The organism is Dyella amyloliquefaciens (genome assembly GCF_004296575.1).
GTDB classification, from domain to species: Bacteria; Pseudomonadota; Gammaproteobacteria; order Xanthomonadales; family Rhodanobacteraceae; genus Dyella; species Dyella amyloliquefaciens.
Genome location: NZ_SAYT01000003.1, coordinates 72,391 through 85,245, shown reverse-complemented (window position 1 = coordinate 85,245; position 12,855 = coordinate 72,391). Strand labels below are relative to the sequence as shown.

10 protein-coding genes and 3 tRNA genes are annotated in these 12,855 nt (G+C 64.3%); 4 read left to right on the top strand and 9 right to left on the bottom strand.

The features are described 5' to 3' along the window. Positions 1-58 precede the first annotated feature (58 nt). Positions 59-3,148 carry a ribonuclease E gene (rne, locus tag EPB08_RS08880; protein WP_130618734.1) on the top strand — a complete coding sequence of 1,030 codons (3,090 nt, stop codon included), beginning with the start codon at positions 59-61 and terminating at the stop codon, positions 3,146-3,148. A 75-nt stretch (positions 3,149-3,223) separates the two neighbouring features. On the opposite strand, the gene EPB08_RS08875 is transcribed toward rne, so the two are convergent. The 5 genes from EPB08_RS08875 to EPB08_RS08855 form a co-directional block, all read right to left on the bottom strand. Further along, positions 3,224-3,877 (bottom strand): response regulator, encoded by a 654-nt coding sequence (locus EPB08_RS08875; protein ID WP_130618995.1) that lies wholly within the window; start codon positions 3,875-3,877, stop codon positions 3,224-3,226. Positions 3,878-4,027: 150 nt separating this feature from the next. Next, entirely contained in the window at positions 4,028-4,270 is a 243-nt protein-coding gene (locus EPB08_RS08870) for a hypothetical protein (protein ID WP_130618733.1), read from the bottom strand. 34 nt (positions 4,271-4,304) lie between these two features. Next, a tRNA-Leu gene (locus EPB08_RS08865) sits at positions 4,305-4,391 on the bottom strand. A gap of 105 nt (positions 4,392-4,496) precedes the next feature. Further along, positions 4,497-4,570, bottom strand: a tRNA-Cys gene (locus EPB08_RS08860). An 84-nt stretch (positions 4,571-4,654) separates the two neighbouring features. Next, positions 4,655-4,730, bottom strand: a tRNA-Gly gene (locus EPB08_RS08855). 274 nt (positions 4,731-5,004) lie between these two features. Between EPB08_RS08855 and EPB08_RS08850 the strand changes: the two genes are divergently transcribed. Further along, complete coding sequence (locus EPB08_RS08850) at positions 5,005-5,706, top strand: pirin family protein (RefSeq protein ID WP_130618732.1); 702 nt, start codon at positions 5,005-5,007, stop codon at positions 5,704-5,706. Between the two features lie 79 nt (positions 5,707-5,785). Continuing rightward, positions 5,786-6,733, top strand: a complete 948-nt coding sequence (locus EPB08_RS08845; protein ID WP_205746319.1) for an MBL fold metallo-hydrolase — start codon at positions 5,786-5,788, stop codon at positions 6,731-6,733. Positions 6,734-6,745: 12 nt separating this feature from the next. Here EPB08_RS08845 and EPB08_RS08840 read toward each other — a convergent pair whose 3' ends face one another. Next, positions 6,746-7,357, bottom strand: a complete 612-nt coding sequence (locus EPB08_RS08840) for a TetR/AcrR family transcriptional regulator (protein WP_130618730.1) — start codon at positions 7,355-7,357, stop codon at positions 6,746-6,748. Between the two features lie 69 nt (positions 7,358-7,426). Between EPB08_RS08840 and EPB08_RS08835 the strand changes: the two genes are divergently transcribed. Further along, a complete protein-coding gene (locus EPB08_RS08835; RefSeq protein WP_130618729.1) occupies positions 7,427-8,701 on the top strand; it encodes an MFS transporter in 1,275 nt (424 codons plus the stop codon). Here the strand turns inward: EPB08_RS08835 and EPB08_RS08830 are convergent, their stop codons facing one another. The 3 genes from EPB08_RS08830 to pbpC form a co-directional block, all read right to left on the bottom strand. Continuing rightward, the gene (locus EPB08_RS08830) at positions 8,702-9,052 is read right to left on the bottom strand and encodes a tRNA-binding protein (protein WP_130618728.1); all 351 of its coding nucleotides are present in this window, start codon (positions 9,050-9,052) and stop codon (positions 8,702-8,704) included. Then, positions 9,049-10,338, bottom strand: coding sequence for an NAD(P)/FAD-dependent oxidoreductase (locus EPB08_RS08825; RefSeq protein WP_130618727.1), 1,290 nt, complete (start codon positions 10,336-10,338; stop codon positions 9,049-9,051). The genes EPB08_RS08830 and EPB08_RS08825 overlap by 4 nt, the downstream gene beginning before the upstream one ends. Positions 10,339-10,425: 87 nt before the next feature. Then, on the bottom strand, positions 10,426-12,819 hold the full coding sequence (pbpC, locus tag EPB08_RS08820; protein ID WP_130618726.1) for a penicillin-binding protein 1C: 2,394 nt from the start codon (positions 12,817-12,819) through the stop codon (positions 10,426-10,428). Positions 12,820-12,855 lie beyond the last annotated feature (36 nt).

The window sequence follows — 12,855 nt, the reverse complement described above, 5'->3', positions numbered from 1 at the left end:
CGCCGAAACACGGCGCCACCGCGGCACGCGACGCGCGGCAAGCAGAGGAAAAACTACAATGAAACGTATGCTGATCAACGCAACTCAGCGTGAAGAGTTGCGTGTGGCCATCGTCGATGGCCAGACCCTTTACGATCTTGATATCGAAATCCCGTCCCGAGAACAGAAAAAGGCCAACATCTACAAAGGCCGCATCACTCGCGTCGAACCCTCCCTCGAAGCCTGTTTCGTCGACTACGGTGCGGAACGCCACGGCTTTCTCCCGCTGAAGGAAGTCGCCCGCGAGTACTTCACGCCGGGCCTGGACCCCAACAAGGCCAACATTCGCGACCTCATCAAGGAAGGTCACGAAGTGGTCGTGCAGGTGGAGAAGGAGGAGCGCGGCAACAAGGGCGCAGCGCTGACCACCTTCATCAGCCTCGCCGGCCGCTACATGGTGCTGATGCCAAACAACCCGAAAGCGGGTGGTGTTTCGCGTCGCATCGAGGGCGAAGACCGCCAGGCGCTGAAGGAAGCGCTGGACCACCTCACCGTGCCCGACGACGTCGGCCTGATCGTGCGCACCGCCGGCCTCGGCCGCGACGCCGAAGAGTTGCAGTGGGACCTCGATTACCTGCTTCAGTTGTGGCGATCGATCTCCACCGCCGCCGGCTCCCAGAAGGCCCCGTTCCTGATCTACCAGGAATCGAAGCTGTTCATTCGCGCCCTGCGCGACTACCTGCGCAACGACATCGGCGAGATCCTCATCGACGAGGAGTCGCTGTACAACGACGCCCGCGAGTTCGTGCAGCAGGTCATGCCCACGGCCATGCGCAAGCTCAAGCTGTACCGCGACGACACCCCGCTGTTCTCGCGCTACCAGATTGAGACGCAGATCGAGAGCGCGTTTGATCGCCAGGTGCGCCTGCCGTCCGGCGGCTCGATCGTGATCGATCAGACCGAAGCCCTCACCGCCATCGACATCAACTCGTCGAAGGCCACCAAGGGCAGCGACATCGAGGAAACGGCGTTCAACACCAACCTCGAGGCCGCCGTCGAGATCGCCCGCCAGCTGCGCATCCGCGATGCCGGCGGCCTGATCGTGATCGACTTCATCGACATGGACAGCCCCAAGCACCAGCGCGAAGTGGAGGAGCGTCTCAAGGACGCCCTGAAGCTGGACCGCGCCCGCGTGCAGATCGGCCGCATCTCGCGCTTTGGCCTGCTGGAGATGTCCCGCCAGCGCCTGCGCCCGAGCCTCGGCGAAGCGACCCAGAACGTCTGCCCGCGCTGCGAAGGCCATGGCCACGTCCGCGGCGTGGAGTCGCTGGCGCTGTCGACCCTGCGCCTGATCGAAGAGCACGCCATGAAGGACAACACCGGCCAGGTGCTGGTGCAGGCCCCGCCGAGCGTGGCCAACTTCATGCTCAACGAGAAGCGCGCCAGCGTCGTCGAGATCGAGCTGCGCAACAAGGTGCACGTGGTGATCGTGGCCGACGACAAGCTCGAGACGCCGCACATCGAGATCCAGCGCATCCGCGAAGCCGACATGGGCGAGCACAGCAAGCCCAGCTACGAGCGTCTCACGGCGGTGGAAGCCTCGCCGATCCCGAAGATGGGCCAGACCCTGGGTAGCGGCGAACAGCCTGCCGTCAGCGGCATCGTTCCGGCCACCCCTGCCCCGCTTCGCGAAGAAACCGCGGCCGCGCCCGCTCCGCAGGCGCTGCCGGCACGCCAGCCTACGGCTGCAACCCCGGCTCCGAGCGGTGGCGTGATTTCCCGCCTGCTCGGCTGGTTCCGCGGCAGCGCAGCTCCCGCCGCGCCGGCCCCGGTGGTCAAGGCCGAAGCAGCGCCGTCGAACCCGCGCGGCAACCGTCGCGATGAGCGCAACCGCCAGCCGCAGCAACAGGGTGGCCGCCAGCAACAGCAGCAGCGTCGCGAACAGCAGCCGCAGCAGGGCCAGAAGGGCCAGCAGCAGGGCAAGGGCAATCGCCAGCGCGGCAATGAACAGCAGTCGCAACAGCGCCAGCCGCAGCAGCAGGGCGGACGCCAGGAACAGAAGCAGGCGCAGCAGCCCAAGGCGGAAGCCGCGCAGGCTCAGAACGAGCGCAAGCAGCAACGCCAGGAACAGCAGCAGCGCCAGCCGCGTCCTTCGCAGCAGGCGCCTGCCCAGTCGTCGTCGCCGGCTCCCGCCGTCGCTGAACCCGTCGAGCGTCTTGCCGCCATCGCGCCGGCCGACGTCGACGTTGGCAAGGAGGCGTTGCCGGATACCGCGACGCTCGCCCAGACCGGTGCGGAAGTGATCGCCGCCGCCGAAGGCGCTGCTTCGGCCGCGACCGAGGGCAGCCAGTCGCGTCGTCGCCGTGGTCGCCGCGGTGGACGCCGTCGCCGTCGTCATGACGAAACCGCCCAGGCCGGCGCGCCGGAATCGGCGGAAGGCGATGAGCATTTCGATCTGGACGATGAGGACCGCAGCGAGGATGCAGTCGCGCCCGTCGCTGCAGCTGTACCCGTGGCTGGTGGCGTGGTCGCTGCCAGTCTTGTGGCCGTCGCCGCAGTTGAGCAGGTCACTGCAACGCATGCGCCGGAGCCCATCGCGCAATCTGGTGTTGTCGCACCGATCGAACCTGCATCGGAGCAGGTGATGAGTGCAGTGGCACCGGCATCGTTCAACCTGCCCGCCCTTCCCCCGATTCCCGAAAAGTCGGTCGAAGTGAGCGAAGCGGACAGCGAGATCAAGGTGGAAGCGGCTGCGGAGCCGGCTCCCCATCTGGAATCGGTCACCGCCCACGAGGCCATCGCTGTCGTCGAGCAGGAAGCGCCGGCATCGCTGACGGCGGATGTCACGGCCACCGTCACGCACGCTCCGGAAGTGAATGCCGTCGTCGTCGAAGCAGCGCATGCCGAAGCCGTGGTCGCAAGCACGACCATCGACTTCCACTCGCACCTGGACATCGCCCCGCATGCCGAACACGTGCAGGCGCCGACGGTCGAAGCAGTGAATGTCCAGCCGGAAGAACCTGCAGTCACCGATTCGGTGGCGCCCGTAACTCCGGCACAGGGCGACCTGCTTGCCCATGCGGGCCTTGCTGCGCCGTCGTCCGATGACGCGTCAGCCAGCGAAGAATCCGCTGAGGACACGCTCAAGAAGGATGCGTCGCACGGCTGACGCCGTCGACCTCCAGGCATAAAAAAAGCCGGACATCAGTCCGGCTTTTTTATGCCTCCATCAACTCGGGATGACTCAGTTGCCGACCTGGTTGTTATGGGTGTCGAGCAAGCCGTGGATGGTCATCAGATGGGCCAGGCTGATCACATGATCCACCTGCAGCTTTTCCATCAAACGCTGCTTGTAGGTGGAAACAGTCTTGGGGCTCAAATTGAGCTGCTCGCCGATGGTGGTGAGCGCCTTGCCGCGCACCAGCATCATCGCCACCTCGAGCTCGCGGCTGGACAGCGCATCGAACGGCGAGCCTTCGCCGTCGAGCGTAGCGAGCGCCAGCTGCTGCGCCACGGCCGGCGCGAGATAACGGCGACCAAAGGCCACCTGCCGCACGGCATCAAGCAATTCTTCCGCGGTACATCCCTTGGTGAGATAGCCCAGCGCACCGGCGTCGAGCAGGCGCTTGGGAAAGCGGGCATCGTCGACTACCGTGACGATGATGATGTGCGTCGGCAACTTGGACCGCGACACGCGCTCGGTCAGCTCGATGCCGCTCATGCCGGGCATGTGCACATCGACCAGCGCGATATTGGGCGCCTTCCCACGGATGAGTCGCAAGCCCTCCTCTGCGCTCCCCGCTTCACCACAGATTTGAATATCAGGCTGTTGCTGCAGGATCATCCTGAATCCCGTGCGCACCAGCTCGTGGTCGTCAATCAAGACTACCTTGATCACCAGACACCCTCCTTGGGTTGATTCCGCGAACATAGGCCGCGATATCGCTTTATGCAAGCGCTCGCGAGGCTTGCGCGACGCTTCATCCACGCCATCCTACGAACTCGGAAGACGTTTCCTTACAACCTTTGAAGAAGCCCGCCGTTCCGCTTATTCCACGCCAGTGGACCAGTTTCTGAGGCCTGCGCCGTCGAGATCAAAATCCTCGACCAGCACGGTCATGACGCTGCGGCCGTCTGACCATTGCTGCTCACCGACTCGCCTGTCCACGCCGTCGAGTCCGGTGCCATGGGTGAAGACGCAATCACCCGTACAGGTACCCACGACGTAACCCTCGGGAAGCTCGGCCGCGACGCGCTGGTCGTACGGCCCCAGAAATCTCACGATGCTCATGACTTCTCCCGGATGCGTCCGGCATCCTGAAAAGTGGTGCCCGGAGCGGGGATCGAACCCGCATAGCCTTGCGGCTGAGGGATTTTAAGTCCCTTGCGTCTACCAGTTTCGCCATCCGGGCCGGATGCAGAGGGATGGGCATCCTAGCACGCACATCCCTTGGCCGAGGGGGCACCCCGAGCCATAAAAAAACCCGCCTGACGGCGGGTTGATTCGTTTTGCGCAATGGAGGCCTGGGTCGGAATCGAACCGGCGTACACGGCTTTGCAGGCCGCTGCATGACCACTCTGCCACCAGGCCATCGCGCGCGAATCGTAACCTGAAAACCCAGGTCATATCCGCTTAAAAAACAAAACCTCGGAAAGCCGAGGTTTTGCAGAAAACTGGAGCGGGAAACGAGACTCGAACTCGCGACCCCGACCTTGGCAAGGTCGTGCTCTACCAACTGAGCTATTCCCGCATCGGAGTCAGACATAGTAACAGAACAGTGGCATTTGTGAAGAGCCCGGAATGAATTTTCTGCGCTTCCCAGCGAGAACATCCGCCCTGTTCGCCGGATTCGGATGGCGCGCGTGGACTCGATGCCTTTCACGGCTTCGTCGCGCGCGCTGGATAACCTCCAATACGAGGCTTTTCGGCAACAGTCCGTTCCCCGTTGAACGACTGGTATCGGCAGCACTCTGCCCTATCTTGGCAAAAGCCAACGGGCGCATCCATTTCAGCAGGAGTGCAGCATGATCGAACGTCGACCTTTCGATAGCTTGGGCGGAGCCAACCATGGCTGGCTCGATGCCAAGCATCATTTTTCGTTCGCCAACTATCACGAGCCCGCACGTATGGGCTGGGGCACACTGCGCGTGTGGAATGACGACACCATTGCTCCGCAGACCGGCTTTCCGCCGCATCCGCACGGTGACATGGAGATCATCACCTATGTGCGCGAAGGCGCCATCACGCATCAGGACAACCTCGGCAACAAGGGGCGCACCGTCGCCGGCGATGTGCAGGTGATGAGCGCCGGAACCGGCATCACGCATGCCGAATACAACCTCGAACCTGGCGCGACACGCATCTTCCAGATCTGGATCATCCCCAACCAGCAGGGTGATGCGCCGTCGTGGGGCACCAAGCCGTTCCCCGTGGGTGAGCGCTCGGGACGCTTCGTCGCACTGGCGAGTGGCTACAAGGAGGACACCGACGCACTCCCTCTGCGCACCGATGCCCGCGTGCTCGGGGCGTCGCTGAAGGCCGGCGAAAAGGCCGAGTACGAGCTCGCGCCGAATCGCTACGCCTACATGGTGCCGGCCAAGGGCAAGGTCGAAATCAACGGACTGAAGCTCGATGCGCGTGACGGCGCGGCCATCCACAACGAGTCGAGGTTCGTGGTGACGGCGCTCGAGGATGCCGAACTCGTGCTGGTCGACGCGGCTCCCTGAGCGTTCTCGACCAAGGTGGGAGTGCCCTGCCCCGCCGGGCTTGCTAACCTCGCCTGATCCACTCAGCGCGAGGTTGGCGATGAACCACGGCATCCACACCATCGACACGGGTTTCGTACGACCTCACTTCGACGCGGCCTATCTCATCGTGGAGAACGGCCGCGGCGCATTCATCGATTGCGGTACCAACTACGCCGTCCCGCGCATGCTCGATGGCCTGCGCGACGCGGGACTGTCTCCCGCCGATGTCGACTGGCTCATCCTCACTCACGTCCATCTCGACCACGCCGGTGGCGCGGGTGAACTGATCGCGCACTTGCCGAACGCGAAACTGGTGGTGCATCCACGTGGCGCACGCCACATGATCGATCCGAGCCAGTTATGGGCGGGTGCCAGCGCGGTCTACGGCGAATCGGTGATGGAAGAGACCTATGGCCGGCTTCGCCCGATACCTGCCGAGCGCGTGATCGAAGCTCCGGACGGGTATGAAGTGGACCTCTCGGGCCGCGTGCTGCGTTGCCTGGATACACCGGGCCATGCCCGCCACCACCTCACGGTGTACGACGAACGCGCGCGCGTGTGCTTCACCGGCGACGTGTTCGGGCTTTCCTATCGCGAGTTCGACACCGCCAATGGCCCCTTCATCCTGCCCACCACCTCGCCGGTGCAATTCGATCCGCAGGCGCTTCATGCGTCCATCGATCGATTGGTCGCCTTGAAGCCCGCCGCGATGTACCTCACGCACTACAACCGCGTCGAAGGTGTCGAGCGCCTCGGCCATGATCTGCATGCGCAGATCGACGCGATGGTGGCGATCGCGGAAGCGGCCCAGCACGACCATCCGGAGCCTTCGCAGCGTCACGCAGCCATGAAGGAGGAGCTGACCGGGCTCTACGGCGCCCGCGCCTGGGCGCACGGTTGGCAGGGCAACCGCGACGACCTGCTGGAACTCATTGGCATGGATATCGAGCTCAATGCCCAGGGCCTGGGCGTGTGGCTGGACAACGCGCAGAAACGCGCGCCCTGACCGCAGGCCGGATCAACGCAACGATGCGTCGATAAGCTGCTCCGCCACCGCCACCAGCGAACGTGCCGGCCCCTGCTTGCCGAACAGCTGGCCGGAAGCAAAGGTGCCCTCCAGCAACAACAGCAAACCGTCGGCCAATTGCTCGGGTAATTTCGCGCCCATCGACGCGCACATCGTTACCAGGCGTGCGCGCAGCTTGCGCTTGTGCGCTTGCGCCACCTTGCGCGCAGGATGCTCGTCGCCGGGATATTCCACGACAGCGTTGGTGAGCCCGCAGCCCCGATAGCCGGCCTGCGTCGCGCGATGCGCCAAGCCTTCGAAATACGCCATCAACTGTGCACGCGCATCGCCAGGATGATTCTCGTCACCCGCTTCGAAGACCTTCCAGAAAGCGAGTTCATAGTCGCGCAGGTATTCGGCCGCAAGTTCGTCCTTGGACGCATAGCTGCGGTAGAGACTGGGCTTGGTGACGCCGGCGCGCGTGACGATCTCCTCCACGCCGATGGCGCGAATGCCTTCGCGATAGAACAGTTCGCGGGCCGTCCGGCGAATGCGCTCGGCGGCCTTGGGCTTGGCGTCGTCCGGCGGGACGGGCGCGGAGGGTTCGGTACGTTTGGTCGGCATGGCAGTCACGGTTGACTATGTTACCGATCGGTACGTATGATCCGCAGACCAAACGTACCGGTCGGTAACATGACTATACAGCGCACCCGTCCCTTCGGCCAGAAGTACGCCTTTGTCGTTGCCGGCGTGATCTTTCTCGCCCTGCTTGCCGCCGCCGGCGTACGCGCCGCACCTGGCGTGCTGATCCTCCCCCTGGGCCAGGCCTTTGGCTGGAGCCGCGACACCATCTCACTGTCCGCCGCCGTGGGCATCTTCCTGTACGGCATGGTGGGTCCGTTCGCCGCCGCACTGATGCAGGCCGTGGGCGTCCGGCGCACGCTGATCGGTGCGCTGGCGCTGATGACCGCATCGATTTCGGCCAGCGCCTGGATGAGCCAGCCCTGGCACCTGCTGGTGAGCTGGGGCATCTTTTCCGGCATCGGCTCGGGGTGCGTGGCCATCGTGCTTGGCGCCACCGTGGTGAATCGCTGGTTCGTCACCCACCGCGGCCTGATGATGGGGCTGCTTACCGCCAGCACCGCCACGGGCACCCTGGCCTTCCTGCCGGCCCTGGCGGCGATTGCCGACCACGGCGGCTGGCGTCCCGTGGTGTGGACGGTGGCGGCGGGCTGCGCCTTGCTGATCCCGCTCGCCTGGTGGCTGCTGCCGGAACGCCCTTCCGATATCGGCTTGCGTCCTTATGGCGCCACCGAAGACGAGGCCATCGAACCGCCGCGCCGCAACCTGTTGTCGATCGCACTCGGCACGCTGGTGACAGCGGCGAAGCAGCGCACGTTCTGGTTGCTGTTCGCGACGTTCTTCATCTGTGGATTCACTACCAACGGCCTCATCGGCACGCACTTCATCGCAATGTGTGGCGACCACGGCATCCCCGAGGTGCGTGCGGCCGGCCTGCTCGCGATGATGGGCGCGTTCGACCTGATCGGCACCACGATGTCGGGCTGGCTCACCGATCGCTACGACCCGCGCAAGCTGCTCTTCATGTACTACGCGCTGCGCGGTCTCTCGCTGATCTGGCTGCCCTACTCCGACTTCTCGTTCTACAGCCTGTCGCTGTTCGGCGTGTTCTACGGCCTGGACTGGATCGCCACGGTACCGCCGACGCTGCGTCTTGCCGCCGAAGCCTTCGGCGACCGCGATGCACCGGTGGTGTTCGGCTGGGTCGCGGCGGGTCATCAGATAGGTGCAGCGAGCGCCGCGTTCCTCGCCGGCTTCATGCGCACCCAGGGTGGCAGCTACCTGCAGCCGTTCGTGATTGCGGGTGCGAGCGGTGTGATCGCCGCGGTGATCGCCTTGCTTATCCGCCGGCGTCCCCGCGTGGAGCTGGTACCTGCGCTGGGCTGATCAGGCCAGCCGGGTACCGTTGGGCACGGGTCGCTCGATGGCGGTGATGACCACGCCGCCATCGGTAGGGAAACCGGTCAACAGGAACTGCGAGCGGAATGGGCCGATCTGCTTCTCGGGGAAATTGATCACCCCCACGATCTGGCGCCCTACCAGGTCCTCGGCGCGATACAGCTGCGCGATCTGGGCGCTGGTCTTCTTCTCGCCGTAGGGACCGAAATCGACCCACACTTTCCAGGCCGGCTTGCGCGCCTCCGGAAAAGCTTCGACACGCGTTACCGTGCCAGCCACCAGGCAGACCTTCTCGAAGTCGGCCCAGCTGATTTCCGTCGGGATCGTCGTCTCGCTCATCCTTCCAACCTCGTCTTGAACCAGTCCTTGCCCTGCTGCCACCAATAACTGCCCTGCGCACCGAGATAGCCGAACGGGCGATAGGTGCGATCCAGGCCGTAGTCGGCGAACTGCTTCCAGCGATCATCGCCCTCCGCCAATGCGGATGCCAGCAGTTCACCGGCGGCGCAGGTCGGTGCCAGCCCGTGCCCGCCAAACGCCTGCGCCCACCAAAGGCCATCGGGCGTGTTCCCGATCTGTGGCATCTGGTGACGCGCATAACTCATCAGGCCCGACCATGCGTAGTCGACGCGTACGCCCTTCAATTGGGGAAACACACGCAACAGGTCGGCCATCAGCAGGCGCTGCACGGACTTCGGCGAACGGTCGCGTACCGAGATGCGTCCACCCCACAACAATCGCCCATCGGGAAGCGGACGGTAATAGTCGAACGCAAAACGCGTGTCGTAGACCGCCGAACGCGTCTCCAGGATATCAGCCATGCGATCGCCGAGCGGCTCCGTCACCATTACGTAGGTGGCAATGGGAAGGATCGCCCTGTCCACCTGCCGGCGCAGCCCTGCCAGATACCCTCCGCACGCCAGCACGACCTGGTCGGCATGCACGGCACCCTGTGCGGTCTCCACGCGCCAACGCAGTCCATCGCGCTTGAGTTGCCAGGCGTCGGTGTTCTCGTGGATGCGTACGCCATTCGATGCCGCCGCACCTGCAAGGCCGATGGCAAAATTCAGCGGATGCAGGTGCAACGCGTGCCGCTCATACAATCCGTCGTAGTAGCGCGTGGTATGAATGCGTGCGCGCAGTTCATGCTGCGGCATCCAGTCCCAGGACACGCCATAGTGTTTGGCCAGCAGCTCCTGCCGTTGACGCAGCACATTCGGATCGCGGAACCAGTTGGCCCAGATGACACCCTCATCCACCACATCGCAGGGAATGGCATAACGCTGCGTCAGGCTGCGAATGCGATCCACCGCCTGCGTGGTCAAGCCGAACAACGCCTGGGCCTTCGCTTCACCGCGCTGGTCGAGCAAGGACTGCTCGCCCAGCGAATAGCCGCCGAAGACAAAACCGCCGTTTCGACCCGACGCCCCGAAGCCTATCTTCTCGCGCTCCAGCAACACGACGTCGCGCACGCCACGTTCGGCAAGACCCAGCGCCGTATGCAGGCCGGCGAAACCGCCACCGATGATGGCGACCCGCGCATCGACCTTGCCCTGCAAGGGTGCGTACGGCTCATACGGAGTGGCCGTGGCGCGGTAATACGATGGTGCCGGTGACGAAGTCATGCGATGGCTGCACTTGTCTCGGGGAAGCAGTCAGTCTAACGCAGCCTCCCGGCGCCACCGCGACATGACGCATGGCACAGATTGACGCTAGTCCACCACGCTGACGCCCAAGGGACGCGCATCGCTGCGACCACGATCATCCACTACGCGAACCTCATAGTTGCCAGCCGCGGCCGGCTGCCAGAACAACGGCTCACCCGGGGCACTGCGCCCGACATAGGCATCGTTGACGAACCAGTACATCTCGCGCACCGACGCATCTGTATTGGCCGAGAAGGCAATGCGATCGTCTCCAGTGCGCTTCAGGCGCATTGCGTAGATGCTGCCGCGCAATGGCGAGGTAATGGCGGGTGGTTCTCCATCGACTCCTGCATCACCGCATGCATCGTTACGCGGCGGCGTGCGGCGAGGAATGCCGGCTTGAACGAATACTCGCTGCAGCTCTGACGGCCAGAACTCGTAGACCTCCACGTGCGTTCGCTTGCCCATATAGGGAGGACAGGCCGGCTGGCCGGTCGCATCGTCGATCACCACCGGTCGGTGCACCTGACTGACGCGGATCGGCGACTTGCCCGGGATGAACCAGGTCATGCCGCGCTGCGGGCACCACTGGTTTGGCAGATCGCCGCTGGCCAGGCAGATTTCGACCCGACGCAGGTTCGCCGGCATATGCCGCAGCGGTTCGACCATGTGTGGCCGGGCTGCCTGCAAGGCGTCGACCATCTGGAAGAACAGCGGTGCTGCCGCCTCCACGCCGACAAAAGCCTGGTTGCTGCTGCCATCGAAGTTGCCGACCCACACGACCAGCACGTACGGGCCGAAGCTGCCGGCCGTCCACGCATCGCGGAATCCCCACGATGTACCCGTCTTCCAGTACACCGGAAGCCGTCCCGGCTGGGCGCCCGTCGTTTCGTCGGGCCGCGGGTTCTGGCGCAACATGTCCATCACCATGAAGCTGGATTCATCGCTGAGCAGTCGCGTTCCCGAGGTTTTCGGCTCGCTCTCAAGCAGCCGCAGCGGACGCAGTTCGCCACGATTGGCGAGCATGGCGTACAGGCTCGCCAGCTCCTGCATGGTCACCTCGCCGCCACCCAGCACGAGCGCGAGCCCGTAGTGCTTCTCGCTGGCCATGCGGCTGATGCCTGCATCGCGAAGGAACTGATAAAGGCTCGGCTGTTGCAGCTGAGAGGCCACCCACACGGCAGGGATGTTGCGACTGCGCACGAGGGCTTCAGTGGCGGTTACCGGCCCCAGGAAATGACCATCGAAGTTTTCCGGCGTATACGGGCCGAAGGCCGTGGGCACATCGCGCAGCACTGTCTGTGGATGCAGCACGCCCTCGTCGAAACCAAGACCATAGATGAAGGGCTTGAGCGTCGACCCCGGCGAACGCTTGGCCAGCGTGCCGTTGACCTGGCCCTGGATGCCGGCGTCGCGATAGTTGGCCGATCCCACCAGCGCCTTGATGCCCATGTCACGCGTGTCGACCAGCAGGGCCGCTGCGTTGCGGATACCGCGCGCATCGTTGCGCTGTATATAGAGGGCAACCTGGCGCTCAAGCACATGCTGCAGATCCATATCCAGGGTGCTGACGACGCGACTGTCCTCCCCAAGCGTGCCGACGCGACGCGCTGCGAGTATCTGGTCAACAGCGTGCGGTGCCTCGAACGGCAGCCGGGACAACGGGCGCAACCGCAATGGCAAGGCGAACAAGGATTGCAACGCGGCATCCTGCGGATGCATAGCCTTCCAGCGCGCGTAGAGGCGATTGCGCGAGGTCTCGAGCCGCTTTCCGATCACTTCGGCAGAACCCTCGCTGGCTTGCAGGCGACGCGAGGGATCCTGCGGAATCACGGCGAGCGTCAGCGCTTCCGGCAAGCTGAGCGCGCTGGCCGCTTTGTCGAAGTACGCCACGCTCGCCGCACCGACGCCCTCGACATTGCGTCCGTAAGGCGCATAGTTGAGATACGCCTCGAGAATCTGGTCTTTGGAATAGAACAGCTCCAGCTGTACGGCACGCGTGACCTGCTGCAGCTTGCCCCAGGGCGATCGTGTATTGAGCCTCCACAACAGACGCGCCAGCTGCATGGTGACGGTGGAACCGCCCTGGCGATTGCCATGGCTTACATAGGTCACCCACGCACCGCGCACCAGGCCATACGGGTTGAAGCCCGGATGCCAGCGATACCAGCGATCCTCATGCAGCAGCACGCCTTCGACCAATGCGGGGGAAACGTCCTTGAGCGGCACCCATAGTCGATAGCGCTCATCGCTGGCGAGCGTCAGTCGCATCAGGCGGCCGCGCGCGTCATAGACCGCCGTCGATGACGGTAGCCACTCACGCAGCGGCTTGTGCGGCCAATAACGAAAACCCAGCAGCACGGCAGCGATCAGCGCACCGCCCACCAGCCAGTTCTGCCAGCGCTGCAACCCGCGCAGCAGGCCGCGTCCGGTGCGTTGAAGAATGGCGCGTTTGGGCATGGTCGATACGGAGGGCGCGCCTTCCTCCCAGAAGGC